The organism is Streptomyces sp. 2A115, assembly GCF_052245575.1.
Taxonomy (GTDB): domain Bacteria; phylum Actinomycetota; class Actinomycetes; order Streptomycetales; family Streptomycetaceae; genus Streptomyces.
Window position 1 is genome coordinate 35020 of the sequence record NZ_JBQQCG010000044.1, and the last position, 24443, is coordinate 59462.

Below are 24443 nucleotides of genomic sequence, written 5' to 3' on the forward strand. Positions count from 1 at the left end.
TGACTGTACTACGGCGTTTGAGCCTGAACCAAACCGAATAGGCGTAGCACCCACAGACCTACGGGCCGGACCCGGGCGGGCTCGGCGACGGCGTCGCCCCCGGCTGGTTCTCCTCCGGGAGGTGGCGGCTGACCTCGGCCGTTGTGAGGCCGAGGCCGCCCAGCTTGATCTCGTCCCAGGCCTGGAGGCGGCGGGTGTCGCGGTCCATGTAGAGGATCGACGCCTCGATGGGGTCCGGGTACTTGCCCTCGATCGCGCGCAGGCCGCTGCCGCCGGTGGACCCTTCGATCCGTAGGCGGGTGCCGTACTTCAGGATCTCCATCTCGTTGTGGTGGAGGTGGCCGGCCAGCACCAGCGGGACCTCGCCGTCCACCTCGCGGGCCGCCGACGGTTCGTGGGCGACGGCGATGTCGACGGGGGTGCCGGCGGTGTTCTGGTCGCGGAGGGCGGAGGCCAGGCGGGCGCCGGCCAGTTCCTGGGACTGCTCGGCGCCGGGCTTGTTCGTGCGGTCGGGAGTGAACTGCGGGTCGCCGATGCCCGCGAAGCGCAGGCCCTCGATCGTCTCGGCCCGGCCGTCGTCCAGGACGTGGACGTTCTTCAGGCCTTCCAGGTAGCGCTGGGTGGTGTCCGAGTCGTGGTTGCCCCGGACCCAGACGTAGGGGGCTCCCAGGTCCTCGATCGGGTCCAGGAAGCCGTTCTCCGCCGCCGATCCGTGGTCCATCGTGTCGCCGGAGTCGACGATCACATCGATCTCGTACTGCTCCACGAGCGAGGCGATGATCTTCCAGCTCGCCGGGTTGAGATGGATGTCGGAGACGTGCAGGACGCGGATGGTGGAGGGGTCCGGCGCGTACGCGGGAAGCGTGGACGTGGCGTCGTACAGCTTCGTCACGTTCGTCACCAGGCGTGCCAACTCCTTCTGGTAGACGTCGAATTCGCTGACGATGCTGCGGGCGTCGCCGACGACGGACGGAGCGGAGGACAGCAGCCCCGAGAATTTCGGCTCCAGGACCGACTTGGGGTTCCACGTCACGAAGGCAGTCCCTCCCGAGGCGGCCAGGAGGGCCAGCGCGAGGCCGCCCGCCGCCAGGGCCCGGCGTGGGCGCCGGTAGACCGCGAGACCCAGCGCCGTCGCGCCCGAGACGACGGCGACGCAGGAGCGTACGGCCAGGTCCAGGGTGCCGTGGCCGACGTCGCGGGCGATCTCGTCCTGGAGGCCGGAGAGCCGTTCGGGATGGTCGACGAGGGCCTGGGAGCGGACCGGGTCGAGCTGGTCGACGTCGACGTCGAGACGGAGCGGGGCCACATGGCTGCGCAGTTCGAGGGCGCCCAGCGGCGACACGTTGATCTTCGTGCCGCCCGAGACGGAGGGGCGCAGGGTCATGGTCGTGTCCATGGGGCCGACCGGCGCGCGCACGTTCCCGACGATCAGCAGGCCCAGCCAGGCGCCGAGCAGGACGACGGCGACGAGGCCGAGGGCGCGGGTGTAGGGGTGCGGCTGGTGGACGAGTTCGATTTCCGGGTGCGTGCGGCGTGCGCGGTAGTGCCGTACGAGGGCGCTGGGCGCCTTTTGTACGCGGTGCAGAGCGGCGGCGGCAGCGGGGACGCGGGCCATTGCTCCCGTATGCCCAAGTGCCGGGGTGTATATGCGGCCTGACCGGTGCTCTCGTACGGGCACGTGTGCGTGTTCTCGTACGCGGTGTCCGTACCGGCCGGACATCGGTACCGGCCGGACGTCCGTACCGGACAATGGCCCTGTGCTGGAGATGACGCGCGAGGCGTTCGAGGAACTGGTCGCCGAGGCCCTGGACCGGATTCCGCCGGAGCTGACGCGGCTGATGGACAACGTGGCGGTGTTCGTCGAGGACGAACCACCGTCCGATGATCCCGAGCTGCTCGGTTTGTACGAGGGGACTCCGCTGACCGATCGCGGTGAGTGGTACGCCGGGGTGCTGCCGGACCGGATCACGATCTACCGGGGTCCCACGCTGCGGATGTGCGAGACGCGTGAGGACGTGGTGGTCGAGACGGAGGTGACGGTGGTGCATGAGATCGCTCACCACTTCGGCATCGACGACGCGCGCCTGCACGCCCTCGGGTACGGGTGAGCACTCGAGCACGGCTGAGCCATCGGGTACGGCCTGAGGCGACGGGTACGGCCTGAGGAGGCGGGGCGCGTGTCCGTGTCCTCTTGTGGGCGGCGGGAGTTGGGCAGGGGGACTCCTCACACCGCCCTCGGAGGTGGCTGCCCGTGCGCGCCATGTACGTACCCGTCCGTCTGGCCGCCGCGGCCCTGGCCGTCGCCGCGTCCGCCGGCTGTATGAGCGTCGGTGACGATGAGGGAGACCGTGCGAAGCCCTCGCACTCGGCGGGGCAGCGGGGCGGCGAGGCGCCCGACGGGGGGTCGGCGGTGTCCGGCGGGGGCCCCGGCTATCACGGCGCGAGTGACGGAAAACACGGTGTGACGAAGCCGAGTGAGTCCGCGTCCCGGTCGGGCTCGCCGTCGGCCGGGGAGAGCGTGTCCCCCGCCCCGTCCGGACCCGTCAAGGGCGGCGAGGGTGGCGAAGGGCACACGGGCGGGAAGAAGCCCAGGCCGGGGGCGCCCTCACCGACCAAGGCGCAGCCCACCACTCCGCCGCGCCCCGACCCGGAGCCGACGCCCACCAAGGCGACCCCCACGCCGTCGCCCGACCCGTCCACCGCCGAGCCCTCGTCCTCGGCGCACCCGGATCCCGCGCCCCAGTTCGCCGACCGGGAGCCCGCACCGCGTGCCGGGGTCGAGGCCTGAGGCGTGAGGCCCGAGGTGTGACCCGTGAGGCCCGCACGGAGACGCGGGAGGCCCGCACGGAGGCGCGGGAGGCCCGCACGGAGGGGCTCGGAAGGGGCTGACCTGGACTGTCGCGCTCCGTTTGCCTTCAGGGGTGGAGGGTGCGTATGGTGGTAGATCGTCTGATCCTATTGCCCGGCGCCGCACCAGAGCGCGCCGCGTGGCGCGTACTCTCCCTTGCCGTGGCTGACCGCATTGAGGCGGTCGTTTGCGAAATCACGGAGTTGACGGGCGCGTGCCGAAGAGACTCCGGAAGGTTTCGCATTCGCATGTCCATTTCTAGTACTGATCACGTCGTCGTGCCCGAGAACAGCGGGGACAACGCAGACGCGGCCGTCGAGGCCACGGCTCCCGAGACGTCCGAGACTCCCGAGCCCACCTTCGGTGACCTCGGTCTCCCCGACGGCATCGTGCGCAAGCTCGCGCAGAACGGCGTGACCTCCCCCTTCCCGATCCAGGCCGCGACCATCCCGGACGCCCTGGCCGGCAAGGACATCCTCGGCCGCGGCCGCACCGGCTCCGGCAAGACCCTCTCGTTCGGTCTGCCGCTGCTGACGAAGCTGTCCGGCGGCCACACCGAGAAGAAGAAGCCCCGCGGCATCATCCTCACGCCGACGCGTGAGCTCGCGATGCAGGTCGCGGACGCCCTCCAGCCGTACGGCGACGTCCTCGGCCTGAAGATGAAGGTCGTCTGCGGCGGTACGTCGATGAGCAACCAGATCTACGCCCTGGAGCGCGGTGTCGACGTCCTCGTCGCCACTCCGGGCCGGCTGCGCGACATCATCAACCGCGGCGCCTGCTCCCTGGCGAACGTCGAGATCGCGGTCCTCGACGAGGCCGACCAGATGTCCGACCTGGGCTTCCTGCCCGAGGTGACCGAGCTGCTCGACCAGATCCCGGGCGGCGGCCAGCGCATGCTGTTCTCCGCCACGATGGAGAACGAGATCTCCACGCTGGTCAAGCGCTACCTGACCAACCCGGTCACGCACGAGGTCGACAGCGCCCAGGGCAACGTCACGACCATGTCCCACCACATCCTCATCGTGAAGCCCAAGGACAAGGCGCCGGTCACCGCCGCGATCGCCTCCCGCAAGGGCCGCACGATCATCTTCGTCCGCACCCAGCTGGGCGCCGACCGCATCGCCGAGCAGCTCTGCGACTCCGGTGTGAAGGCGGACGCGCTGCACGGCGGTATGACACAGGGCGCGCGTACCCGCGTGCTCGAGGACTTCAAGAAGGGTTACGTCAACGCGCTGGTCGCGACCGACGTGGCCGCCCGCGGTATCCACGTCGACGGCATCGACCTGGTCCTCAACGTGGACCCGGCCGGCGACCACAAGGACTACCTGCACCGCTCCGGCCGTACGGCTCGCGCGGGGAAGAGCGGCACGGTCGTGTCCCTCTCCCTGCCGCACCAGCGTCGCCAGATCTTCCGTCAGATGGAGGACGCGGGCGTCGACGCCACGCGCCACATCATCCAGGGCGGTGCGGCCTTCGACCCGGAGGTCGCCGACATCACCGGAGCCCGGTCGATGACCGAGGTCCAGTCCGAGTCGGCGGTCAACGCCGCGCAGCAGGCCGAGCGTGAGGTCTCGCAGCTCGCCAAGGAGCTGGAGCGTGCGCAGCGGCGTGCGAGCGAGCTGCGCGAGGAGGCCGACCGGCTGATCGCTCGGGCCGCGCGCGAGCGGGGCGAGGACCCGGAGGCCGCGCTGGCCGAGGCGGCCGCCGTGGTGGAGGCTGCTGCCGCCGCCGTGGCCGAGCAGCAGGTGGCGCAGGCCGCCGCCGAGCAGGCTCGCGAGGAGCAGCCGCGTCAGCGTCGTGACGAGCGCGGCAACTTCGAGCGCCGTGACCGTCGTGACGACCGTCCGTCGGGCGGCTTCAACCGTGACCGCCGTGACGGCGAGCGCGGTGGCGACCGTGGCGGCTTCCGCCGTGACGACCGTCCCTCGGGTGGTTTCCGTCGCGATGACCGTCGTGACGGTGAGCGTGGCGGTTTCAACCGTGACCGTCAGGGCGACCGTCCGTCGGGTGGCTTCAACCGTGACCGCCGTGACGAGCGCCCGTCGGGTACGGGTGGCTTCCGTCGTGAGGACGACCGCGGCGGCCGTTCCTTCGACCGTCAGGGCGACCGTCCCTCGGGTGGTTTCCGCCGTGACGACCGTCGTGACGGTGAGCGTGGCGGCTTCAACCGTGACCGTCAGGGCGACCGTCCCACGGGTGGCTTCAACCGTGACCGCCGTGACGGCGAGCGCGGTGGCGACCGTGGCGGCTTCCGCCGTGACGACCGTCCGTCCGGCCACCGTGGCAGCGACCGTCCGTTCAACCGTGACCGTCAGGGCGACCGTCCCTCCGGCGGTGGTTTCCGCACCGGCGGCCACGACCGCCCGACCGGCCGTCGTGACGGCGCCGGTTCCGGCACCGGCACCGCTACCGGCTCCTTCGGGCGCCGCGACGACAAGCCGCGCTGGAAGCGCAACGGCTGACGTGCAGTGAACCCTCACCGACCAGCATCTGAAGGGCCCGGACGACCTCGGTCGGCCGGGCCCTTCGGCATTCCCAGGGGCGGACTGCGGATCGGCCACCTATTTTTGGCCAACCGAACTCCTCTGTGGCGCATGTCATACCCCCGGCCGGGGCATTGCTGGGGGCATGACAGATGACGTCAAGACACCTGGGCTGTCGGACGAAGAACGGCTTGCCCAGCTCGGTTACACGCAGGTTCTCGCCCGCCGGATGTCGGCGTTCTCCAACTACGCGGTCTCCTTCACGATCATCTCGGTGCTCTCGGGATGCATGACGCTGTACCTGTTCGGGATGAACACCGGCGGGCCCTCCGTGATCATGTGGGGCTGGGTGGCGGTCGGACTGATGACGCTGATCGTCGGCCTCGCGATGGCCGAGATCTGTTCGGCCTACCCGACCTCCGCCGGCCTCTACTTCTGGTCCCACCGCCTGGCCCCACCCCGCACGGCCGCGGCCTGGGCATGGTTCACGGGGTGGTTCAACGTCCTCGGCCAGCTGGCGGTGACCGCGGGGGTCGACTTCGGGGCCGCGTCCTTCCTGGGCGCGTACCTGAACCTCCAGTTCGACTTCGAGGTCACCGCCGGCCGTACGATCCTGCTCTTCGCCGGGATCCTGGTCCTGCACGGCCTCCTCAACACCTTCGGCGTAAGCATCGTCGGCTTCCTCAACAGCGTCAGCGTGTGGTGGCACGTGCTGGGTGTCGGGGTCATCGTGGGCGCGCTGGTCTTCGTACCCGACCAACACCAGTCGGCGTCCTTCGTCTTCACGGAGTTCGTGAACAACACGGGCTGGGGCAGCGGCCTGTACGTCGTCCTCCTGGGCCTGCTGATGGCGCAGTACACCTTCACCGGGTACGACGCCTCGGCGCACATGACGGAGGAGACGCGCGACGCGTCGACGGCCGGCCCGAAGGGCATCGTCCAGTCCATCTGGACGTCATGGATAGCGGGTTTCGTCCTCTTGCTGGGCTTCACCTTCGCGATCCAGTCGTACGACGGGGCGCTGGGCTCGCCGACAGGCGTGCCACCGGCCCAGATCCTCATGGACGCCCTGGGCGCGACCGCGGGCAAGCTGCTCCTGCTGGTCGTGATCGGCGCCCAGCTGTTCTGCGGCATGGCGTCCGTGACCGCCAACTCCCGCATGATCTACGCCTTCTCGCGCGACGGGGCCCTGCCGTTCTCGCACGTGTGGCACACGGTGAGCCCGCGCACGCGCACGCCGGTCGCGGCGGTGTGGCTGGCGGCGCTGGGCGCGCTGGTGCTTGGGTTGCCCTACCTGATCAATGTCACGGCCTACGCGGCGGTGACGTCGATCGCCGTGATCGGCCTCTACATCGCGTACGTCATCCCGACGCTGCTGCGGGTCCGCAAGGGAGACGCCTTCGAACGCGGCCCCTGGCACCTGGGCCGCTGGTCCCGCCCCATCGGGATCGTCGCGATCGCGTGGGTGGGCGTGATCACGGTCCTCTTCATGCTGCCCCAGGTCTCCCCGGTCACCTGGGAGACCTTCAACTACGCCCCGCTCGCGGTCCTGGCCGTCCTCGGCTTCGCCGCGATCTGGTGGTTCGTCTCGGCCCGGCACTGGTTCCTCAACCCGGATCACGAACGAACCCTGGCCCGCGAAGCCGCTCGCGCGGGGGCTCCGGAGCCGGTTGATCCGTAGCTCGGGGCCGGTCGGTTCGTGGCTTTCCGCTCCATCTCTGCTCCATCTCCGCGCCATCGGCACGGCCGGGTCACCGATACCCGATCGGAGTCCCGGCCTCGTCCGGCTATGCTCGTTCCTGCATCGACACGGGTCGGTGCGGCGCGTTGGCGAGTGCCGGTGCGCGGACCCTTAGCTCAATTGGCAGAGCAGTGGACTTTTAATCCATTGGTTGTGGGTTCGAGTCCCACAGGGTCTACCAAGGTTGGGTAATCCAACTGGTGGATGAGCAGGGAAGACGCCCTCTAATCGGTCTAGACCGGTTGGGGGGCGTCGCCGTTTCCGGACTCCTGCGTGAGCGGTGCGTGAGCGGGAGTGTCAGCGGACCCCTTCCGGGCGCGAGGCACAACGGCCGCCGCCTTCTCCGTCAGAGCGTCCTCGTAGTCACGGAAGAGCGTGAGGTAGGTGTCCGACGTGAGCGTGATCGTCGAGTGCCGCAGCTTCACCTTCGCGTCATGGAGGTCGCCGCCCGCCGCCTTGATCAGAGCCGCCGCTCCATGACGTAGATCACGGAGGTTGATGGGCGGCAGGTCTTCCTCCGCGACGATCGCGCGGAACGTCTCCGACACGACCTCTGGGTGCAGCCACTCGCCGGACTCGTCGGCGAACACCTTGCCCGTGTCCGTCCACGGCAGGCCCGCTTCCAGCCGTGCGGTCCGCTCCTCCAACTGCCGGGCGCGGTGCGCCTTCAGGACGTCCACGGTGCCGCCGTCGATCTGCACGGTGTCCGCGGACCCGTCCGTCTTCGGCGCCTTCTCGATGGGCGTCCAGCCATCCACGGTGATGGACTTGGCGACGAGGATCTGCTTGGCCTCGAACGAGACGTGCTCCCAGTCCATGCCCACCGCCTCGGCGCGGCGCAGGCCGTGATGGGCGATCACATGGAAGACGGCGTACAGGCGGTCGCTCTCGGCCGCGTCGAGGAACTGGCCCAGCTGCTCGGGCGTCCACACCATCACGGCCGACGGCCGCTCCCCGGTGGCATGCCACCGCGCCACCCGCTCATCCGTCCACAGCAGGCCGGCCGGGCGCTTGGTGGCCGTCAGCTCCACGTACTTGGCCGGGTTGTAGGTGACGTACTCGCGGCCGATCGCGAAGTTCAGGGCGGTACGCAGCGTCCGCCGGATCGCCTGCTTCGAGGCCGGACCGGTGACCCGGCGGTACGGCGGCATCGAGGCCAGCTTCGCCTTCTCCGCGTCCAGGCGCTCGCGCTCGGCAGTCGGAGGGCGCCCACCCTTGACCCACTTGCAGCGCTCCACCTGCTCGCGCCGTTCCGCGTTCTCCACGGCGATCGTCTCGTTGTGGTCGTCGATCGCGTCGAACATCTGCTGGCAGTGCCCGACCCCGAGCCGGTCGAGGCGGTAGTCGGCGAGCGCCGGCCGCAGGTGGACGCGGACGTGGGACTCGTATCCGTTCAGCGTGGTCTTCTCGCGGGACTTGCGCTTCACGTCGAGCCACTCGTCGAGGAGGTCGCCGACGGTCATCGTCGCCGTCAACTTCTGCCCGCGCACCAGGCGCCGCCGCGTCTCCGCGAGATCGGGCAGGGGAGCCTTCTTGTTCTTGCTCACCGTCTCGAGCAGGTCGCCGACGAGGACCTGCGCTTCGGTGTCGTCGCCGTCCGGGAGGTCGAGCAGCGCCCGCACCTTGTCCAGGTCTGCCTGCGCGTCCTTCGCCGTGTCGTAGCCGGAGCGGGAGAACGACCTGCGGGTGCCGTCCTGCCGGTTGGGAAGTTCCTGCCGTACCGCCCACACACCATGCCGCCGGGACGACAGCTGAGGGCACGACTTGTTCAGCGCCTTGCCGTTCTCGTCACGGCAGTAACAACGGCGATACGTAGAACCCTTCATGGCGATCTCCTTCAGTGCGGATCCGCAGCGCCGCATCTGGCAGCGGCTACTTCGGCTGCGACACCATGATGTCCGAGTGGAACGGGGTCACTGATCTCCGTCAGTTTTCTTCCGCCGCACAACTCGCCGACGCGGCTTGGTGCCGGAATCGGCCGGGGACACGGGCGCCTCGGGGGACGGAGCTGGCCACCCCCCGCGCTCTGCGTCGTACTGACTAAGCAGTTGTGCAGGATCGAGGCCGTAGGCGCGGGCAAGCACGCGAATGTGACCACGCGCAAACACGTCGCGTTTGCCTGGGTCTTTAGACACCGCTGTGAAGTCGTCGCGCTCAATGGCAAGGATAATATCCGGCCGAATCCGCGTCAGCAGGTGCGTATCTTCAAGGGTCATCTCGAGCCGTTTCCTCCCCTCTGCCAACTGGGCACCGACCGACCGTTGGTCCGCAAAGTCTTCGTCACTCGGCTGGGAGACGAGATGCGTCTGGATGATTAGCTCTTCCCCCTTTGCCGCGCGCAGGGAATCGATTCGTCCAAGCAGGTAGTGATACTGCCTCTCCAGCTCTGCCTGCTGGGTAATCGCTTGCTGCACCATCATCCGCGCCATTTCAGCTTCCCGCCGCGCCTGCTCCGCCTGTTCCACGACGTAGGCGTGCCGTGCGGCTGCATGGTTGACCTGGATGCCAGCCTCAGCGATGCGTCGCTCGATGGCCTTTGCTTCGGCCTGCAGTTCCTCATCCGTAGGGGGTGCTGTCAGCTCATCCGGCATGCCGCTCTGAAATCCCGAACCGAGTAGCCATTGCACACTGGTATCCAGTGCACGCGCAAGCGTCTCGGCCTCCCACATATTCAGTTGGCGTGTGCCGTTTTCGAGACGCGTGAGATTTTCCAGGCTAATATCTCCGCCGAACTCTGCAACACGCTTGGCAAGTTCTTCAGTCGAGACATTCTGCAGTTTTCGATAGCGCTTCATCTGGCGGATGAACGTGTCTTGGGCAACGTGGCCAGATTGCGTTAGTTCGATGTCGCGCGCACTCAGCGGCCCGACTCGCGCAGGCCCCGCCGCCGCGCTCGCGGTCCCGGCCCGCCTGGACCGCGACATTTCCTCGTACCTTTCCGGTAGCGAGAAGAGCTCTGGCTGGCCAAGGGCCACCTCGGGGTCCTCGCCGGCAAGGATCCTGTTCGCTGTGTCCGGCAGCCATCCCAGAGCCTGCGCGACACGGGTAACCCCAGGTGGCACGCGGCGGCTTCTAGGCACACGCCCTCGTTCGTAGTTGCTGATCGTGTTGGGCGAGTTGCCGGACTGCCGCGCAAGTTCCGGCTGATCCCAGCCCTTGGCGCGGCGAGCTTTGGCGATCTCTTCGCCCAGGACAACCCAGTTCTCTTCCGGCCAACCTGATGCGTCCATGGCTCCTCAATCTGTCTCAACGCTTCGCAACGTTACTCGCAAGGGTCGGGCCCGTTGTGAGCTGACGCAAGAGGGTGAGCCCACAACGCTGCGAGTAGCGTTGGGATCTGGTGGCCGTCGTTGCGGCTGTTGTTGTTGACTCTTCCCAACGTTGCTCATAATGTTGTGACTCATCCCATCGGCGGTCGGTGTCCGAGGGGTTGCAAGGAGGGGAAATGCCTGTTCAGGAAGCTCCTGACCTGCTCACAACCAAGGAGCTCGCGGCCTACCTGCGTAAGCCCGTCGCCACGGTGCGTGGCTGGCGCTACCGCAAGGTCGGGCCTGTCGGATTCCGGCTCGGCCGGGAGGTCGTCTATCGGCGAACCACCGTCGATGCGTGGCTTGGCGAGCGTGAGCGGGAGACGGCATGACCGTCCCCGCCCTCTCTATCGCCGCGATCCTCGACCAGCCCGCGCTCGTCCCGCTGTGGCCGACCGTCGGCCGGGCGCTAGGTCTGGCAGAGAGCACGACGTATCAGCTAGCTGCGCAAGATCGACTGCCCATCGAGGTCATCCGGCTGGGACGCCGGCGCGTCGCACGGACCGTCGACCTCCAACGCTTCCTCGGGCTACTGCCCCAGGAGAACGGCGCCGCTCCTACGTACCAGGTCGGAGCGTCCGCCGGAAACGACGGAGAGGGCGGGTACCAGCCGCCCTCTCCAGTGAGCCAGCCCATCCATACCGCGAAGTAGGAAACGGAACACGCTCATGACCAGAGTAGCCAAGACGTCAACGGCGACGTCAGTCCCCGACGAGCAGAGCGTCACCGCCAGCCTCACCGCCGAGATCATGCATGACCTCGACGACGGCCGCCCCACCCTCGTCGCCAGCACCCAGGGAAATCAGGGCGACCTGCAGGAGGTCACTCCCCGCCAGCTCCTGGCGAAGGTCACCGAGGCCCGCGCCCAGCTCGACCAGGTCGAGTCGCTCGCCAACGAGTACGCGGCCACCGTCGTGATCCCCGCGTTCGTCGAGCACTACGGGATCACGCTCAGAGAGACCAGCCTCGATGGACTCCGCGCCATCGACCCGGAGCTCGCCGCAATCTTCCGCGGCTCGGCCGCCCTCCTCAAGGACGGCGAGCTGATCGTCACCGTCCCCGAGGGGCTGGACCCTGTCGCGCGACTCAGCGCCCTCCGCGACCTGGTCCTCGACCAGCAGAAGCGGGCGGTGCAGGCATGAGTACCCCGATCCGCACCTTCTCCGGTGCACACCCGTACCGGCCGCAATGCGTCGTCGACTCCAGCCGCCGACTCCTTGAGACGCTGCTGCCCGACACGGCCGCCGAGCTCGCCGTCCTGAACGCCGAGCGCATCACCCAGGCCATCGACACCGGCATCTGCCCGCGCTGCTCCGACCCGCTCCGACCCGAGGCGGCCCCGGACGACTGGCGGCCCGCCGGATCCCGGGCCACCACCTGCCGGTGCATCCCCGTCTGTGAGACCTGCTCCAACTGGATCGAGCCGATCCTCGGACCCAGCGCCGTCACCGCCTGGCCGACCGACGACGACAACGGCGGCGAGCCCACGCAGAAGGAGTTCGAAGCAGAGTTCGCCGCCAAGGCCAAGGCCGCCCGCACGACCGCCTACCTGCAGGTTGGTACGGACGGGCCCGTCGTCGTATCCGACGACGGCGTGTACGTCGTCCAGCCGCGCCCACACCCGGGCGGCTGGCTGGAGCACGGCTACTCCGACACCGCCGACCAGGCGGAGCGCCAGTCGTGACCGACCAGCAGAACACCGCGTCGGCCGGGGGTGCGCAGCTCGTGGGCGCCCCCGGCCGCCCGGCCCGCAGCTTCTGGGACGACTCCCAGCGCAGGCCCGAATGCCGCCACTGGATCGGCGACGAGCGCCAGTTCTGCAAGGAGGCCAACGGCGTCCGACTGTTCATCCCCGGCCGCCGCTGTCCGCTCCACACCCCGGCCGCCCTGCAGGGCAAGCCCGAACCCCAGCCCGGCCCCGGCTGGCCCATCTTCCGCAAGGAGGCGACGTGACGCGCACCGCGCAGCAAACGTTCTGGTCAGACCAAGCCCTCGCCACTGCCCGCGAAGCCGCCGCCGACGGCCGCACCATCGCCGTCGTCAACGACTTCGCCGACGGCGAGCAGTGCTCATGGTGCGACTGCTCGGACGACCAGGTCCTCGGCGACACCGACGGCCACCACTGCGCCGGCTGCGCGCAGCCGGCCGGATCCGTGCTCCGCGTCCACGACGGGACCAGGCTCCGCCGCGACCTCCCCGTCTGCACCGGCCACCGCGACGAAGCCGTCGTCTTCGTGTACCGGATGCTCGGGAGCCAGCCGTGAGCAAGCGCCCCGGCCAATGGCCGGTCACCGAGCCCGCCGACCTGGACACGGTCGAGCAGGTCACGGCCGATGAGCTGTACGTGCAGCGCGCGGCCGAGACGGCGCTGCACGAGATGGTCATGGACTCGATCAAGCACGACCTGAGGCAGCAGCCCAGCAGCCCGTGCGTCCAGTCCGCCGCCCGCGCCTGGTGCGCACGCATCACCGCGGCCGCCGACGACATCGCCCAGGCAAAGCGAAGTACCGGCTGAGCCGCAGGCGGGCGCCGCCATCCCCCCGCGGCGCCCGCCTGCACCCCACGAACCACTGATCCAGCTCGTAGAAGAGAGCAGTTCGTGAACGTCGGCAGAGTCATCCCCGCCGCACTCGGCGACGCAGCACTGGCCTACGCCGCCCTCGGCGTCAAGGTCTTCCGCGTCCGCCGCAACAAGACCCCCTACGCGAACTGCCCGCGCTGTGACAAGCAGAGCAGCCTGTACGTGAAGCACCGCCCCGAGGAATGCCGCTGCGGCGTGCCCACCTGTCACGGCTTCTGGGCAGCCACGACCGACCCGGCACTTATCCACAAGTGGTGGACGGAGGAGCCCGACGCCAACATCGGCGCGCCCTGCAAGCCCAACGGCTGGGCCGTCATCGACGTCGACCCGCGCAACGGCGGCGACAAGTCCTTCCGGGCCCTCGAAGAGCGCGTCGGCGTCCTGCCCGGCACCGTCATGCAGCTCACCGGAGGTGGCGGCCTTCACATGCCGTATCTGTCCCCCGGCTTCGACCTGCCCGGCGAACCCTTCCCCGGCATCGACTTCAAACACAACGGCTACATCCTGCTCGCCCCCTCCGTGCACGCGTCCGGCGGCCGATACCGATGGGCAGGCGACGGGTTGTACCGCGCGCCCGCCACCCCGTGGCCGGAGACGCTCCTGCCCCGCAAGGAACGGCGTCCCGCGCCCGCCCCGCGACAGGCACCACGCCACCGGTTCCCGTCCGCCGCCAGCTCCGCGAAGCGTCCCGGTGGCGGGAAGCTTTGGACCGTCGACGACCTCGTCCAGCACGTCATGGACTCCGCCGAGGGCGGCCGCAACCGCAGCTTCTACTTCGCCGCATGCCGCGCCCACGAACTCGCCGAGCAGGGGCTCATCAACCTGTACGACGCCGAGGCCGGTCTCCTGTCCGCCGCGGGGGCGGTCGGGCTGACCGACTCCGAGGCCCGCGCCTCCTTCGACAGCGCTGCCACCCGGCCCGGTGACAGGGGATGGGCCGCATGACGACCGACATCGACCAGGCGATGGACGCCTACTTCGGTCAGGACGGCGAGGAGCCGCCCCACGACTGGGGGAACGCCGCGCCTGTCGAAACCGCGCGCGAGCCGGTGCCGCGCACGTGGGCTCCGCAGGACCTGGCGAGCGTCCTCGACGGCTCGTATAAGCCGCCGCAGCCCACCGTCGGACGGCGCGACGACGGCGTCGGTCTGTTCTACCCGGGCCGGATGAACAGCGTCGCCAGCGAATCCGAAGCGGGCAAGACGTGGCTCGCCCTCATCGCCTCCCTCCAGGAGATCAACGACGGCAACCACGTCCTGTACCTCGACTTCGAGGACGACGCGGGCGGCGTCGTAGGCCGGCTCCTCTGCCTCGGCGCCAACCCCGCCGACATCCTGGAGCGCTTCCACTACATCCGCCCCGAGAACGGCCCCAGCGACATCGACCTGATCGACCTGGCCGGAGCCCTGGAGTACAACCCGACACTGGCCATCGTCGACGGCGTCACCGAGGGCATGAGCCTCTTCGGCCTGGAGCTGAAGGACAACACCGACGTCGCCAAGTTCGGGCGCACCCTGCTGCGCCCGATGGCCAACTCGGGGGCCGCCGTCGTCACCCTCGACCACGTCGTCAAGTCCAGCGAGAACCGCGGCCGCTACAGCATCGGCGGCGTCCACAAGCTCAACGGCCTCAACGGCGTGATGTACATGCTCGAGAACCACCGGCCGTTCGGCATCGGCGTCACCGGCAAGTCCATCATCCGAGTCGCCAAGGACCGGCCCGGACAGATCCGCAAGAACGGCCTGCCGCACACCAGCGGCATGCACTGGTACGCCGACCTCGTCGTCAAGTCCGAGACCCAGGAGTACGCCGAGGCCCACCTCTATGCACCCAAGGTGCGCGACGAGGAAGACCGCGAGGCCGACGAGGACCAGAAGCGCATCAACAAGCTGAAGGCCAAGGTTCTCGACGCCCTCGCCGGGGCACCCACCCCCCTGCCCGGCAAGGGGATCGAGGACCGCGTCAACGGGCGTGCCGTCGATGTCCGCCGGGCGGTCGCCGCCCTCGTCGATGCGGGCCGAATTGTGGCCGAGCCAGGGGCGCGCGGCGCCATCCTCCACCGGCTCGCAACACCGATCACACAACAGGACGAACCGCCCGAGGAGGACGCCGCGTGACCTCGTCCCGGGCATGGGACGAGGTCGGATGCCCGAATCTGCCCCACTTCGCCCCACCCTCTTGATCCACACCACTCGAAGTTGACCTCGTCCGACCTCGTCCCACCTCGTCCCGGACGAGGTCGTGAGTCCTCGTCCCTCGTCCCACTTCTTTAGGTGGGACGAGGACGAGGTCACACAGGAGCACTCCACAGGAGCAAGGCGCCGGGACGAGGTCAACCCACCCGCCGCAGGAGGCACCAATGCCCGAATCAGCTAAGCCCGCCCCATCCGCAACTGGGATCACTGCGGCCACCCCCGGGTGGACCGTGACCGTTGGAGACCCGCGGAACGGAGACCCCGTCACCGCACCCGTCGCCGCCTGGATCCTGACCCCGAACGCCTCCGGTCCGCTCGGCGACAGCGATCTGGTCCAGCCCGTCTTCGTGGTCGACGGCGGGGTCTGGACGACGGCCGAGTACAACGAGGTCTTCGGCTACGGCGTGACGGTCAACCCGCCTGCAGAGGCCCAGCCGTGAACGTCGACGACGTGGTGGCCGAGAAGATCGCCGCCGCCCGCGCCCGCGCCGAGGCGGCCAAGCGTCGGCGCGCAGCCCTCAACGCCAACCGGCAGCGCGGCCTCGCATTCCGGCACGCCGCCAAGCTCCGCAACCAGGCTTCCGTCGGCCCGACCGACGGATCCCTTGCGAATCCGAGCGACGGAGTCGCAACCGCTGCGGTGGAGTCCGACTCCACCGCAAATACCACCGAGGAGAACTCATGAACATCGCCACCGGATCCGTCCTCAACATGGCCCCCGCCGGACACGACTGGGTCGTCGTCTTCGACCACGGCGACAGCAGCGAAGAGATCACCTGCCCGGTCATCGGGTGGGCCACCGTCATCGACGCTCACCTGATCGACGGCACCGCCACGACCAGCGTCCAGCCCGTCTTCCTGTACGTCGACATGCTCTTCACGCCCAACGAGCTGCGCGAGCACGACTTCGAAGTCCAGGGGGTCGAGATCCGCGCCCGCGTGCTGCCCACGATCAACGAGACGGCCGCCGCATTCGAGGCTGCCGGGCGCCCCCTCAACGAGTCCCTCGCTGAGGGCATCACGATGCCGCGCGCCTGACCTACACGACACCGGCCGGGCCCGCGGATATCGGGCCCGGCCACCCACCCAGCATCCCACCAACTGACCTTGCCGACAGCGGCAAGATCAGGAAGGAGTCCGCCATGTCAGGCGAGACCGTCATCACCATCGTCGGCAACCTGGTCGACGACCCCGAGCTGCGCTTCACCCCGGCCGGCGCGGCCGTCGCCAAGTTCCGCATCGCCTCCACCCCGCGCCGCTTCAACAAGACGACCAGCGAATGGGAGGACGGCGACGCCCTGTTCCTCACCTGCTCGGTGTGGCGGCAGGCCGCCGAGAACGTCGCCGAGTCCCTCGCCCGCGGCGTCCGCGTCATCGTCACCGGCCGACTGAAGCAGCGGTCGTATGAGGACCGCGAGCAGGTCAAGCGGACCGTCTACGAGATCGACGTCGACGAGGTCGGCCCGACCCTCGCCCGCGCCACCGCCAAGGTCACGAAGAACCCGGCGGGTGGCGGGCAGGGAACCGTTGCTCAGAAGGCAACGGATGACCCGTGGGCCGGTGCCAAGCCCGCACCGGCCGCGCCCGGCCAGTCCACCGGCGGAGGGTGGTCAACCACCCCGCCCGCACCCGCCCCGGCCGGACACCCCGAGCAGCCCCCGTTCTGATCTTGGAGAGGACACGGTCATGAGTGATCACGACATTCAGCTGCTCGCCCTCGGCGCCTCGGTCGGCATGTACTTCATGCTGCTCGTCCAGATCGTCTTCGGTGTCCTCGACGACCGCCGCGACCGGAAGGCCGTCCGCGCCGCCGAGGCCCGACTGCAGGCCGCACGCGAGAGGGCCGACGCATGAACCAGTGCGGCCTGTGCGACCGCGACCTCGAGCACGGCTCCCTGTGCCCCGGCGACGTGCTCGCCCTCGCCGGGCGGCTGGACCGCTTGCCGAAGCTGTTCGTGGAGCTGGGGCTGTACCTGGCCCCGGCTGCGCGGCCGCTCGGCGAGCGCGTCACGACCGCCCCGGCCGAGCCGCCGCTCCCGCTGAACGAGGCCGTCCTCGACCTCCGGCACGGCGGCATCGCCCTCGTCCTGGAGTCGTGGCGGTCCGACGTGCAGGCGGCGCGCGGCTGGGGGCAGCCGGCCATCGAGGGCAGCATCGACCGCCGCGTCATGGTCGCGTGCCGCTGGCTCGGCATGAGCCTGGAGTGGATCGCGTCCTCGTACCCGGGCGCCGGTGATCTGGCTCGTGAGGTCAGGGAGCTGGAGGGTGCGGCCCTGTCGATCGTGGGGGCGAAGCCGGACCGCGGCCGGCCGCTTGGCCAGTGCGTGGCCGCCGTCGACGAGGACGACACTCCGTGCGGGGCGACGATCCGCTACCGCGACGGCGACACGCGTCTCGTCTGCCCGTGGTGCGGCCTGGTGTACGAGTCGAAGGACTTCCTGATGCTCGCCCGGTTGCAACCCGAGGGGGTTGCGTGAATGGCGCGGCAGTCTTGCCTAGGACACTGGGTCCTAGTACGGTGGGCGATGTGCCAACACCCGATTGGCGCGCACGTGTTGATGCCGAAAACCGGCGGCAGCGCGAGCTGCAAGCGGAGATCGCGGCAAGCGCCCGGAGGCGAGCGGAAGCGTTCGAAGAGGGCGTCCGAGAACTCGGCAGCAAGTCGGCTGTCGCCCGAGAGATCGGGATCGACGTCAGCGCAGTCCGGAGATCCATCCGCGAGTACGGATCGGCCACCCTACGGCCCGCCGACTCCCCGACCACAACCGAATAGGCCCGGAAAGCGGGCAACCCCGGCAAGGCGACCCTACCGCCCGCCGGGGCACCACTTGATCACGAGAGAGATGAAGCCTCCTCATGACCCAGCAGAACCCTAGCGCGCCCGCTGGCGCCTTGATCAACGCCGCCGAGCCCAGCGACCTCGCCGTTGCGATCGAGCTCGGGCACCGCATGCTCGCCACCCCCAACGACGCCGGCGTCCGCGAGGCCCTGCGCATCCTCATCCGCGCCGCCGAGGACGAGGCCGCCCGCCACTCCGTCGACCCCTCGTTCGCGGAGGAGTTCCCGGCCATCGCCGCGTTCCTCGCCGACGAGCGAGGTGAGCGCGCATGAGGTACGACGACCTGCCCGTGTACGGGCCGACGCAGATCCTGCCCGACGAGGGCATCACCCCAGACGTCGTCGTCCGCGTCGCCTACGCCCTGTCCCGCGAACAGTTGGCCACCGCCCTCGGCATCGGCTGGGCGCAGATGGGCGAGGGCCGCGACCCCGCCAGCCTCACCGTCGCCGAGATCCGCGAGGAGGTCGAGGGCATCCTCGGCGCCGCGCCCGTCGCCGAGATCGACAACGTCATGGAGCGGGACCGGCGGCGTACCTGGTCGGCCAAACACCAGGCCGTCATGGACCAGCTCGCCGCGGCCGTCGACCGGGCATACCCGCCCACCCGCCCGGAGCCCGCTGTACAGGATCCCCGCTACGCCGAGGGCACCGTCATCCTGCAGACCGGCGATCACGGCGAGGTCACCGTCCCCGAACCGGCCTGGTGCACCGGCCACGACGGCGAGCTCGTCGGCTACCTCGCCGACATCACCCACAACGGCGTACACGTCAAGGCCAGCGCCTCCACCTGGAACCACGGCCTGGTCGAGGTCATGGACGCCTACATCAGCCACGCCCCCTACGGCGAGCTGCACGACGAGCCGCACCCGCTGCTCGCCCTGACCCTCGACGCCCACCTCGACGCCACCCCCGAAGACGCCCGGAAGATCGCCCAAGCGCTCCGCGTCGCATCCCTGCGCATCGACCGCGCCGCCGACGAGGCCGACCGCCTGCGCGGAGGTGCCCAGTGAGCCGACCCAGCGCCCGCGACGGCCTCGCCGTCGGCGCAGCCACCGTCACCATCCTGCTCACCGCATCCGCGTTCTGGCTGTCCTACGAACACCTTCACGACGTCGCCGACGGCAACGGCCTCGACGGCCGGCGCGCCTGGGCATGGCCGGCGACCGTCGACCTGTTCATCGTCGCCGGAGAGTTGCTCATCCTCCGCGCCTCACTGGCCCGCCGCGGCATGGACTGGTGGGCCGTCGCCCTCGCCGCGTTCGGGTCGCTCGGCTCGATCGCACTGAACGTCGCGGGCGTCGGATACGGGGCCGACCCGATGGAGTACATCGTGGCCGCCGTCCCGCCCTCCGCCGCCCTCGTAGCGTTCGGCGCCCTCATGCGGCAGCTGCACGAGCGCCTCGCGCAAGACGCCGAGGACGCCCCCGCGTCCACAGCCGTCCCGAGCGTCCCCGTGTCTCCAATTGGAGACACGCCCGCGCCCGTCGAGCAGCCCACCGTGACCCTCGAACGCGACACCGACCAGGACGCCGACGAGACGCCCGAACTCCCGCCCGGGACGGACCAGGACGCCGAGGACGGGCCACCGCCCGAGGCGCCCCTCATGACGTCCTCTCAGGTCGCCGCGCGGTACGGCATCGAGCAGTCCACCGTCCGCTCCTGGGTCCACGCGGGACGCCTCACCGTCCACAGCAAGGACGCCCGAGGACGCAACCTGTTCCACCCGGACGTGCTCCCCGAGCTGGAAGCGGTGCCGTCATGAGCCGACTCATCTTCGGCGCGATCCTCGGCCTCCTCGTCGCCTACCCCGCCCTCCTCGCCGTCGTCCTGGCCATCGTCGCCGCGGTCGTCTCGCAGCCCGCCGTCCTCGCGTTCGCCGCCGGCGTCTGGATGTGGCCGCGCATCACCCGCAGCGTGCGGAGGTGGGCGACATGAGCGACCCCCTCGCCAAGGCCGAGGCCGCCGTCACGGAGGCGCAGACCAACACCGCCGCCGTACAGCTGGCGCTCGCCGCCGTGGAACTGGCCAAGGTCGCCAACAGCCAGCAGCAAGCCCCGTCCTGCCAGCACCACGCGCCGAAGCAGGAGTTCAGCGCCAAGAAGTGGGTGGTCATCGGCGGCACCGCGTGCGTCTGCGCCGTCGCATTCGCCCTGGCCTCCATCGCCATCGCGATCGGAGCCACGTGCGCGACCGCCTGCCTGCTCGTCCTGCGCTCGATGTGGCGCACCTACCAGAAGGGCAACTGACCATGGCGGCCACCAGCAAAGACCCGCACAACGCCCGCGAGATCGCCCGCGTGATCTACCTCGGTGCCCGAGCCGCCCAACGACAGGCCCGCGGCAAGTCGACCAAGCGCATCGAGCGCGAGGTCGACCGGATCCGCGAGAAGGCCCAGGCCCGCGAGGATGCCCGCGGCAAGAAGTAGTAACGCCCCGGGGACGGCGGCAGCTTGGCGGTTGGACGCCGTCCCCGGGCCTCCCGACTCCAGCAAGAGACAGGAAGCCCCCAGCATGACCGACCTACTGATCAAGGCGCCACAGGACGCCCCCAAGGACGCCCAGGACGCTCCGGCCACCGAGGCGTCCTCCACCGGTCCCGAACGCCGCCGCGCCCGCTACCTCAAGCTCGCCCGAGCCGCCCTCGCCGACGAACGCGTCCGCACCACAGGACGCCTCGCCGTCCGCCACGGCGCCTACGTCATCGGCGGGACGCGCGTCGTCGCCCGCCGCACCTGGGACGGCCGGTCAGCGTCCCGGTACGAGCGGATGATCCGCGCCGCCGAGGCCGCCGGCCTCCTGGACGAGGTCAAGGAGTGGGAGGCCCGCGGCTACCAGTTCCGCAAGGCACGCCACAAGCGGCGCATGGAACTCCTCGCCGCGATGATCCAAGCCCCCAAGGCCATCGCCTCCGCAGCCGGATCCGGCGCGGGCGTCCTCCTCATGCTCGGCATCCTCCTCGCCTGGTCCAGCGGCGACGCCTCGGACGTCCTCACGCCCATCGAGACCGTCGTCGACCTGGTGCGCTGGGTCGCGTTCATCGGCGGCGTCATCTGGGGCCCCGCCCTGTTCGCCGCCCCGTGGATCGGCCTCGCCGCCGTATGGGCCGTCGGCCAGCACCGCCACACCGCACCCCAGTGGGCCCTGCCCGCCCAGGTCCGCGACCTCGGCGGCCCCATCACGCCCTCCGTCGTCGTCACCGCCTTCCGGGACCTCGGCATCGCCGCCCTCCGCAAGTCCATCGAGAACATGGGCGACGTCGGCGCCGCCATGCTCTCCCCGATCGTCATCGCAGGCTGCGGCGTCGAACTCGACGTCACCCTGCCCACCGGCGTCTCCACCGAGGAGATCCAGGGGCGCCGCCGGAAGCTCGCCGAGAACCTCAACCGGCACGAGCACGAAGTGTTCATCACCATCCCCGAAGCCGCCCGCACCGTGCGCCTGTGGATCGCCGACTCCGGCGCACTCGACGAGCCCATCGGCCCGTCGCCCCTGGTCACCGACCCGGACGTGCGCGCCAACTACAAGACCGGGCGTGCACCCTGGGGGCAGAGCCTGCGCGGCGACGCCGTCGCCCTCAGCGTCTACCAGCGGATGCTGCTCATCACTGGTCTCTCCAACCAGGGCAAGACCGCCTCACTGCGCGCCATCGCCCTGTGGCTGGCCTTCGACCCCACCGTTGAGTTCTGGATCGGCGACCTCAAGGGCATCGGCGACTGGGGCATGTTCGAAGGCCTCGCCCGCGTCCTCATCCAAGGCCCCACCGACGAACACGCCTGCGCCGTCACCGAGATGGTCGAGGCCGCCGTCAAGGAGATGGAACGCCGCCTCATGGCGCCCCCCGGCACGGTGCACGATCCGCTCGTCGTCATCGTCGACGAGGCGCAGGTCGCGTTCATGAACCCGCTCAAGGACGACAACAAGCTGCCCTACGGCGGGAAGAAGGCCACCAGCCGCTACTTCATGGCCTGCCGGCGCGTCCACAACCAGGGCCGGGCCGTCAACGTCACCCTGTGGCAGGGCACCCAGGACCCCACAGACGAGAACCTGCCCAAGCTCGTCCGTGAAGGCGCCCACACCCGCGCCTCGCTCGTCGTCGGCACCGAATCGCAGGCCAAGATGGCGCTCGGCGACAAGGCCGTAGACGGCGGCGCCGCACCTCACCTGCTGCGCCAGGGCCTCGACAAGGGCACCGTCGTCGTCGCCTCCGACGGCATCGACATCCCCGCCAGCGAAGCGTCCATCACCGTCCGCACCCACTTCATCGACACCGACCCCGCCAAGGAGATCGCCGAACGCGCCAAGCAGCTGCGCAGCGGCGTCGCCACCATCCACCAACTGGAGGTCGTCCAGGACGTCGACCCGCTCGCCGACATCCTCGCCGCCCTCGGCGGGGCGCCGCGCATGCGCACACAGGACGTCCTCCACGGGCTCCGCACCCGCAACGAGGCCTACTACCGCGAGTGGAAGTACGGCGACCTCAAGGAGTTCCTCGAAGGCTTCGATGCCGAGCCGCACAAGAGCGACGGCGTCATGGTCGTCGACCGCGAGAAGGTCCTCGACGCCCTCGGCAACCGCGACGCCGCATAGAGGGAGCCGCCAGGGGTCAGGGAGTTCTCCCTGACCGCCTCCCTGAGTCCCGAAACCCCTCATGATCAGGGAGAACGGGGTGTTCAGGGAGGCAGGGAGGCCGTTTGCCAGGTCCTCTCGGGACCCCGCAAACGGCCTCTCTGACGCCCCCAGCGCCTCCCTCCCTGCCGCATCATGGGGGCATGCAGCAGCCCCTCCTCGTCGACGCCTACGCCGCGCACACAGCCACCGGCATACCGCCCGGCACCATCCGCGTCTGGCTCCACCGCGGCAAGCTCACCCACCACGGCCACGACACCGAAGGCCGCGCCCTCGTCGACCTGCACGAACTCCAAGCCCGTACACCCGCCAAGGCCGCTTGACCAGCCTGATCACCCGGTGTAACACTCAAGGCACGTCCGGCGTGCCCGGACACAGACCCATGACGAAGCCCCCGCCAATCCCCCCCCGGCGGGGGCTTCGTCATGCTCAAACGTCCGCTGCCCGGCGACGGGTATAGAGAGCCTGGCCGTAGCCCCCGAGGACAAGCGGGACATCGCGCGGTTGGCCAGCGACCGGGCAGCGGGCTTGCACAGGAGGTGGCGCCCGTGGCCGGCAACCCGCGCAACGGGCGCCCCTACCGCCGCCTCGTCGCCGCCGTGAAGCGCATGGGGCATCCGTGCTGGATCTGCGGCCACAACATCCCCGCCAACGTCGACGGCAAGCGCCACCCCCTCGCCTTCACCCTCGACCACCTCGTGCCGCTGTCCAAGGGCGGGGAGCTCCTCGACCCCGCAAACGCCCGCAGCGCGCACCGCGCCTGCAACAGCAGCAGGGGCAACCGGACGGCGCCCAAGCGGCAGCAACGAGCCTCACGGAAGTGGTGACCATGGCCGTACCCGCACCCGCTCACCCGTTCCTCCTGCGCCTCGCCGACGGTCGTGCGTGGGCCGGAGTCGAGTTCACGCCCGGTGGCTTCGTCTGCGTCCACCACCCCGACGAGGCCAACGTGTGCACCATCGCCACGTCCGTCGAGGCCCTGCTCGCCGAACGGCGCCCCGGCGACCCGATGCACGGTGCGGGCGTCGAGGACTACGGGTGAGACGATGGCGCGCATGACGCCCGAGCCGTATCCGACGCTGCCCAGTAGCAGTTCCACCGTCGAAGCCAGCTCCCGCGCCGTGACGCGCTGGCTGGAAGAGAAGATCCGAAGCAGCATGCGGCAGTCCGTGGCCACACTCGCCGCCCAGCTCCGCGCCGAGCAGGAGGAACGCGAGCGCCTCCGGAGGTGACGCCGTGCTCTACGTCGTCACCGGCCCGCCGGCCGCAGGCAAGTCCAGCTGGATCAAGGCGCACGCCAAGGCGCAGGACATCGTCATCGACCTCGACCTGATGGCGCTGGCCATGGCCGGGCCAGGCGCCGACCACCACGCACACAGCGAGGTACTGACCAAGGTCGTACACCGCGCCCGCTACGCAGCCATGGACGAAGCCTTCCAACACCTCGACAAGGTCGACGTGTACGTCATCCACACCCAGCCCAACCCCAAGGCCCTCGCCAAGTACAAGAGGCTTGAGGCACGCATCGTCACCATCGACCCAGGCCGCGACATCGTCATGCAGCGCATCGACGCCATGCGGCAGCCGGGCATGAAGAGGGTCGCCGCCCGCTGGTACAACGCCCGGCGCGGACAGTCACGGTCCGCGATGCCGCAGGCGTCACGGGCCTGGTGATCACGATCAACCGAGCGAGGCCGGTCCCTTTTTGAGGGGGCGACCGGGCGACCCAAACGCCCTTCTCGCCCGATTTTTTGCGCGGCCAAATCCAAAGCCCTAATCCGGCGAAGCGAAGGCTAGCGATTTAGCGACGGTCACTCAGCGTGA

34 protein-coding genes and 1 tRNA gene are annotated in these 24443 nt (G+C 69.7%); 32 read left to right on the plus strand and 3 right to left on the minus strand.

The genetic code is table 11. The features are described from left to right. Positions 1-58: 58 nt before the first annotated feature. A complete protein-coding gene (locus ACTWQR_RS31870; RefSeq protein WP_443230669.1) occupies positions 59-1615 on the minus strand; it encodes a metallophosphoesterase family protein in 1557 nt (518 codons plus the stop codon). Positions 1616-1757: 142 nt separating this feature from the next. Here ACTWQR_RS31870 and ACTWQR_RS31875 point away from each other — a divergent pair, with 142 nt between their 5' ends. From ACTWQR_RS31875 to ACTWQR_RS31895, 5 genes are all read left to right on the plus strand, one after another. Then, positions 1758-2108, plus strand: a complete 351-nt coding sequence (locus ACTWQR_RS31875; protein WP_443230670.1) for a metallopeptidase family protein — start codon at positions 1758-1760, stop codon at positions 2106-2108. A 152-nt stretch (positions 2109-2260) separates the two neighbouring features. Next, on the plus strand, positions 2261-2788 hold the full coding sequence (locus ACTWQR_RS31880; protein ID WP_443230740.1) for a hypothetical protein: 528 nt from the start codon (positions 2261-2263) through the stop codon (positions 2786-2788). 308 nt (positions 2789-3096) lie between these two features. Then, positions 3097-5310, plus strand: a complete 2214-nt coding sequence (locus tag ACTWQR_RS31885; RefSeq protein WP_443230671.1) for a DEAD/DEAH box helicase — start codon at positions 3097-3099, stop codon at positions 5308-5310. 166 nt (positions 5311-5476) lie between these two features. Beyond that, positions 5477-7012, plus strand: a complete 1536-nt coding sequence (locus ACTWQR_RS31890; protein ID WP_443230672.1) for an amino acid permease — start codon at positions 5477-5479, stop codon at positions 7010-7012. Positions 7013-7177: 165 nt separating this feature from the next. Further along, positions 7178-7253: transfer RNA gene (locus tag ACTWQR_RS31895), tRNA-Lys, on the plus strand. 52 nt (positions 7254-7305) lie between these two features. Here ACTWQR_RS31895 and ACTWQR_RS31900 read toward each other — a convergent pair. Continuing rightward, the gene (locus ACTWQR_RS31900; protein WP_443230673.1) at positions 7306-8898 is read right to left on the minus strand and encodes a site-specific integrase; all 1593 of its coding nucleotides are present in this window, start codon (positions 8896-8898) and stop codon (positions 7306-7308) included. 87 nt (positions 8899-8985) lie between these two features. Then, positions 8986-10302 carry a helix-turn-helix domain-containing protein gene (locus ACTWQR_RS31905; protein ID WP_443230674.1) on the minus strand — a complete coding sequence of 439 codons (1317 nt, stop codon included), beginning with the start codon at positions 10300-10302 and terminating at the stop codon, positions 8986-8988. 215 nt (positions 10303-10517) lie between these two features. Here ACTWQR_RS31905 and ACTWQR_RS31910 point away from each other — a divergent pair, with 215 nt between their 5' ends. The 27 genes from ACTWQR_RS31910 (at position 10518) to ACTWQR_RS32040 (ending at position 24293) form a co-directional block, all read left to right on the plus strand. Continuing rightward, positions 10518-10712 carry a helix-turn-helix domain-containing protein gene (locus ACTWQR_RS31910; protein ID WP_443230675.1) on the plus strand — a complete coding sequence of 65 codons (195 nt, stop codon included), beginning with the start codon at positions 10518-10520 and terminating at the stop codon, positions 10710-10712. Beyond that, complete coding sequence (locus tag ACTWQR_RS31915; protein ID WP_443230676.1) at positions 10709-11032, plus strand: helix-turn-helix domain-containing protein; 324 nt, start codon at positions 10709-10711, stop codon at positions 11030-11032. The genes ACTWQR_RS31910 and ACTWQR_RS31915 overlap by 4 nt, the downstream gene beginning before the upstream one ends. A gap of 16 nt (positions 11033-11048) precedes the next feature. After that, complete coding sequence (locus tag ACTWQR_RS31920) at positions 11049-11522, plus strand: hypothetical protein (protein WP_443230677.1); 474 nt, start codon at positions 11049-11051, stop codon at positions 11520-11522. Beyond that, on the plus strand, positions 11519-12064 hold the full coding sequence (locus ACTWQR_RS31925) for a hypothetical protein (protein ID WP_443230678.1): 546 nt from the start codon (positions 11519-11521) through the stop codon (positions 12062-12064). Before ACTWQR_RS31920 ends, ACTWQR_RS31925 begins: the two co-directional genes overlap by 4 nt. Beyond that, the gene (locus ACTWQR_RS31930) at positions 12061-12333 is read left to right on the plus strand and encodes a hypothetical protein (protein WP_443230679.1); all 273 of its coding nucleotides are present in this window, start codon (positions 12061-12063) and stop codon (positions 12331-12333) included. The genes ACTWQR_RS31925 and ACTWQR_RS31930 overlap by 4 nt, the downstream gene beginning before the upstream one ends. Continuing rightward, on the plus strand, positions 12330-12644 hold the full coding sequence (locus tag ACTWQR_RS31935) for a hypothetical protein (protein ID WP_443230680.1): 315 nt from the start codon (positions 12330-12332) through the stop codon (positions 12642-12644). The genes ACTWQR_RS31930 and ACTWQR_RS31935 overlap by 4 nt, the downstream gene beginning before the upstream one ends. Further along, complete coding sequence (locus ACTWQR_RS31940) at positions 12641-12895, plus strand: hypothetical protein (RefSeq protein WP_443230681.1); 255 nt, start codon at positions 12641-12643, stop codon at positions 12893-12895. The genes ACTWQR_RS31935 and ACTWQR_RS31940 overlap by 4 nt, the downstream gene beginning before the upstream one ends. 84 nt (positions 12896-12979) lie before the next feature. After that, complete coding sequence (locus tag ACTWQR_RS31945; RefSeq protein ID WP_443230682.1) at positions 12980-13906, plus strand: bifunctional DNA primase/polymerase; 927 nt, start codon at positions 12980-12982, stop codon at positions 13904-13906. Further along, on the plus strand, positions 13903-15078 hold the full coding sequence (locus tag ACTWQR_RS31950) for an AAA family ATPase (protein WP_443230683.1): 1176 nt from the start codon (positions 13903-13905) through the stop codon (positions 15076-15078). The genes ACTWQR_RS31945 and ACTWQR_RS31950 overlap by 4 nt, the downstream gene beginning before the upstream one ends. Before the next feature lie 308 nt (positions 15079-15386). Continuing rightward, on the plus strand, positions 15387-15596 hold the full coding sequence (locus tag ACTWQR_RS31955; protein WP_443230684.1) for a hypothetical protein: 210 nt from the start codon (positions 15387-15389) through the stop codon (positions 15594-15596). Further along, a complete protein-coding gene (locus tag ACTWQR_RS31960; RefSeq protein ID WP_443230685.1) occupies positions 15593-15841 on the plus strand; it encodes a hypothetical protein in 249 nt (82 codons plus the stop codon). The genes ACTWQR_RS31955 and ACTWQR_RS31960 overlap by 4 nt, the downstream gene beginning before the upstream one ends. Continuing rightward, positions 15838-16194 (plus strand): hypothetical protein, encoded by a 357-nt coding sequence (locus ACTWQR_RS31965; RefSeq protein ID WP_443230686.1) that lies wholly within the window; start codon positions 15838-15840, stop codon positions 16192-16194. Before ACTWQR_RS31960 ends, ACTWQR_RS31965 begins: the two co-directional genes overlap by 4 nt. A gap of 104 nt (positions 16195-16298) precedes the next feature. Then, positions 16299-16823, plus strand: a complete 525-nt coding sequence (locus ACTWQR_RS31970) for a single-stranded DNA-binding protein (RefSeq protein WP_443230687.1) — start codon at positions 16299-16301, stop codon at positions 16821-16823. Positions 16824-16842: 19 nt separating this feature from the next. Continuing rightward, positions 16843-17010 carry a hypothetical protein gene (locus ACTWQR_RS31975; RefSeq protein ID WP_443230688.1) on the plus strand — a complete coding sequence of 56 codons (168 nt, stop codon included), beginning with the start codon at positions 16843-16845 and terminating at the stop codon, positions 17008-17010. Further along, positions 17007-17633: a hypothetical protein gene (locus ACTWQR_RS31980; protein WP_443230689.1), complete on the plus strand. Its 627-nt coding sequence runs from the start codon at positions 17007-17009 to the stop codon at positions 17631-17633. The genes ACTWQR_RS31975 and ACTWQR_RS31980 overlap by 4 nt, the downstream gene beginning before the upstream one ends. Positions 17634-18012: 379 nt before the next feature. Continuing rightward, complete coding sequence (locus tag ACTWQR_RS31985; protein WP_443230690.1) at positions 18013-18267, plus strand: hypothetical protein; 255 nt, start codon at positions 18013-18015, stop codon at positions 18265-18267. Further along, positions 18264-19004 (plus strand): DUF6907 domain-containing protein, encoded by a 741-nt coding sequence (locus ACTWQR_RS31990; protein ID WP_443230691.1) that lies wholly within the window; start codon positions 18264-18266, stop codon positions 19002-19004. Before ACTWQR_RS31985 ends, ACTWQR_RS31990 begins: the two co-directional genes overlap by 4 nt. Next, complete coding sequence (locus ACTWQR_RS31995; protein WP_443230692.1) at positions 19001-19756, plus strand: DUF2637 domain-containing protein; 756 nt, start codon at positions 19001-19003, stop codon at positions 19754-19756. The genes ACTWQR_RS31990 and ACTWQR_RS31995 overlap by 4 nt, the downstream gene beginning before the upstream one ends. After that, positions 19753-19929, plus strand: coding sequence for a hypothetical protein (locus ACTWQR_RS32000; RefSeq protein WP_443230693.1), 177 nt, complete (start codon positions 19753-19755; stop codon positions 19927-19929). The genes ACTWQR_RS31995 and ACTWQR_RS32000 overlap by 4 nt, the downstream gene beginning before the upstream one ends. Then, positions 19926-20240: a hypothetical protein gene (locus ACTWQR_RS32005; RefSeq protein WP_443230694.1), complete on the plus strand. Its 315-nt coding sequence runs from the start codon at positions 19926-19928 to the stop codon at positions 20238-20240. The genes ACTWQR_RS32000 and ACTWQR_RS32005 overlap by 4 nt, the downstream gene beginning before the upstream one ends. Positions 20241-20242: 2 nt before the next feature. Continuing rightward, positions 20243-20419 carry a hypothetical protein gene (locus tag ACTWQR_RS32010; protein WP_443230695.1) on the plus strand — a complete coding sequence of 59 codons (177 nt, stop codon included), beginning with the start codon at positions 20243-20245 and terminating at the stop codon, positions 20417-20419. 85 nt (positions 20420-20504) lie between these two features. Continuing rightward, on the plus strand, positions 20505-22580 hold the full coding sequence (locus ACTWQR_RS32015; RefSeq protein ID WP_443230696.1) for an ATP-binding protein: 2076 nt from the start codon (positions 20505-20507) through the stop codon (positions 22578-22580). A 182-nt stretch (positions 22581-22762) separates the two neighbouring features. Further along, positions 22763-22942: a hypothetical protein gene (locus ACTWQR_RS32020; protein WP_443230697.1), complete on the plus strand. Its 180-nt coding sequence runs from the start codon at positions 22763-22765 to the stop codon at positions 22940-22942. A 225-nt stretch (positions 22943-23167) separates the two neighbouring features. Next, positions 23168-23446, plus strand: a complete 279-nt coding sequence (locus ACTWQR_RS32025) for an HNH endonuclease (RefSeq protein WP_443230698.1) — start codon at positions 23168-23170, stop codon at positions 23444-23446. A gap of 2 nt (positions 23447-23448) precedes the next feature. Then, positions 23449-23661: a hypothetical protein gene (locus ACTWQR_RS32030; protein ID WP_443230699.1), complete on the plus strand. Its 213-nt coding sequence runs from the start codon at positions 23449-23451 to the stop codon at positions 23659-23661. Between the two features lie 13 nt (positions 23662-23674). Then, positions 23675-23851, plus strand: a complete 177-nt coding sequence (locus tag ACTWQR_RS32035; RefSeq protein ID WP_443230700.1) for a hypothetical protein — start codon at positions 23675-23677, stop codon at positions 23849-23851. A gap of 4 nt (positions 23852-23855) precedes the next feature. Then, on the plus strand, positions 23856-24293 hold the full coding sequence (locus ACTWQR_RS32040) for a hypothetical protein (protein ID WP_443230701.1): 438 nt from the start codon (positions 23856-23858) through the stop codon (positions 24291-24293). Positions 24294-24443 lie beyond the last annotated feature (150 nt).

Bases quoted from the DNA above. Each gene is read 5' to 3' on its own strand.
- ACTWQR_RS31920 (WP_443230677.1), top strand. From the start codon at position 11,049: ATGACCAGAGTAGCCAAGACGTCAACGGCGACGTCAGTCCCCGACGAG.
- ACTWQR_RS32020 (WP_443230697.1), top strand. From the start codon at position 22,763: ATGCAGCAGCCCCTCCTCGTCGACGCCTACGCCGCGCACACAGCCACC.
- ACTWQR_RS32035 (WP_443230700.1), top strand. From the start codon at position 23,675: ATGACGCCCGAGCCGTATCCGACGCTGCCCAGTAGCAGTTCCACCGTC.
- ACTWQR_RS31890 (WP_443230672.1), top strand. From the start codon at position 5,477: ATGACAGATGACGTCAAGACACCTGGGCTGTCGGACGAAGAACGGCTT.
- ACTWQR_RS31910 (WP_443230675.1), top strand. From the start codon at position 10,518: ATGCCTGTTCAGGAAGCTCCTGACCTGCTCACAACCAAGGAGCTCGCG.
- ACTWQR_RS31975 (WP_443230688.1), top strand. From the start codon at position 16,843: ATGAGTGATCACGACATTCAGCTGCTCGCCCTCGGCGCCTCGGTCGGC.
- ACTWQR_RS31980 (WP_443230689.1), top strand. From the start codon at position 17,007: ATGAACCAGTGCGGCCTGTGCGACCGCGACCTCGAGCACGGCTCCCTG.
- ACTWQR_RS31925 (WP_443230678.1), top strand. From the start codon at position 11,519: ATGAGTACCCCGATCCGCACCTTCTCCGGTGCACACCCGTACCGGCCG.
- ACTWQR_RS31950 (WP_443230683.1), top strand. From the start codon at position 13,903: ATGACGACCGACATCGACCAGGCGATGGACGCCTACTTCGGTCAGGAC.
- ACTWQR_RS31905 (WP_443230674.1), bottom strand. From the start codon at position 10,302: ATGGACGCATCAGGTTGGCCGGAAGAGAACTGGGTTGTCCTGGGCGAA.
- ACTWQR_RS31880 (WP_443230740.1), top strand. From the start codon at position 2,261: ATGTACGTACCCGTCCGTCTGGCCGCCGCGGCCCTGGCCGTCGCCGCG.
- ACTWQR_RS31870 (WP_443230669.1), bottom strand. From the start codon at position 1,615: ATGGCCCGCGTCCCCGCTGCCGCCGCCGCTCTGCACCGCGTACAAAAG.
- ACTWQR_RS32030 (WP_443230699.1), top strand. From the start codon at position 23,449: ATGGCCGTACCCGCACCCGCTCACCCGTTCCTCCTGCGCCTCGCCGAC.
- ACTWQR_RS32015 (WP_443230696.1), top strand. From the start codon at position 20,505: ATGACCGACCTACTGATCAAGGCGCCACAGGACGCCCCCAAGGACGCC.
- ACTWQR_RS32000 (WP_443230693.1), top strand. From the start codon at position 19,753: ATGAGCCGACTCATCTTCGGCGCGATCCTCGGCCTCCTCGTCGCCTAC.
- ACTWQR_RS31900 (WP_443230673.1), bottom strand. From the start codon at position 8,898: ATGAAGGGTTCTACGTATCGCCGTTGTTACTGCCGTGACGAGAACGGC.
- ACTWQR_RS31965 (WP_443230686.1), top strand. From the start codon at position 15,838: ATGAACATCGCCACCGGATCCGTCCTCAACATGGCCCCCGCCGGACAC.
- ACTWQR_RS32005 (WP_443230694.1), top strand. From the start codon at position 19,926: ATGAGCGACCCCCTCGCCAAGGCCGAGGCCGCCGTCACGGAGGCGCAG.
- ACTWQR_RS31915 (WP_443230676.1), top strand. From the start codon at position 10,709: ATGACCGTCCCCGCCCTCTCTATCGCCGCGATCCTCGACCAGCCCGCG.
- ACTWQR_RS32010 (WP_443230695.1), top strand. From the start codon at position 20,243: ATGGCGGCCACCAGCAAAGACCCGCACAACGCCCGCGAGATCGCCCGC.
- ACTWQR_RS31990 (WP_443230691.1), top strand. From the start codon at position 18,264: ATGAGGTACGACGACCTGCCCGTGTACGGGCCGACGCAGATCCTGCCC.
- ACTWQR_RS31985 (WP_443230690.1), top strand. From the start codon at position 18,013: ATGACCCAGCAGAACCCTAGCGCGCCCGCTGGCGCCTTGATCAACGCC.
- ACTWQR_RS31885 (WP_443230671.1), top strand. From the start codon at position 3,097: ATGTCCATTTCTAGTACTGATCACGTCGTCGTGCCCGAGAACAGCGGG.
- ACTWQR_RS31970 (WP_443230687.1), top strand. From the start codon at position 16,299: ATGTCAGGCGAGACCGTCATCACCATCGTCGGCAACCTGGTCGACGAC.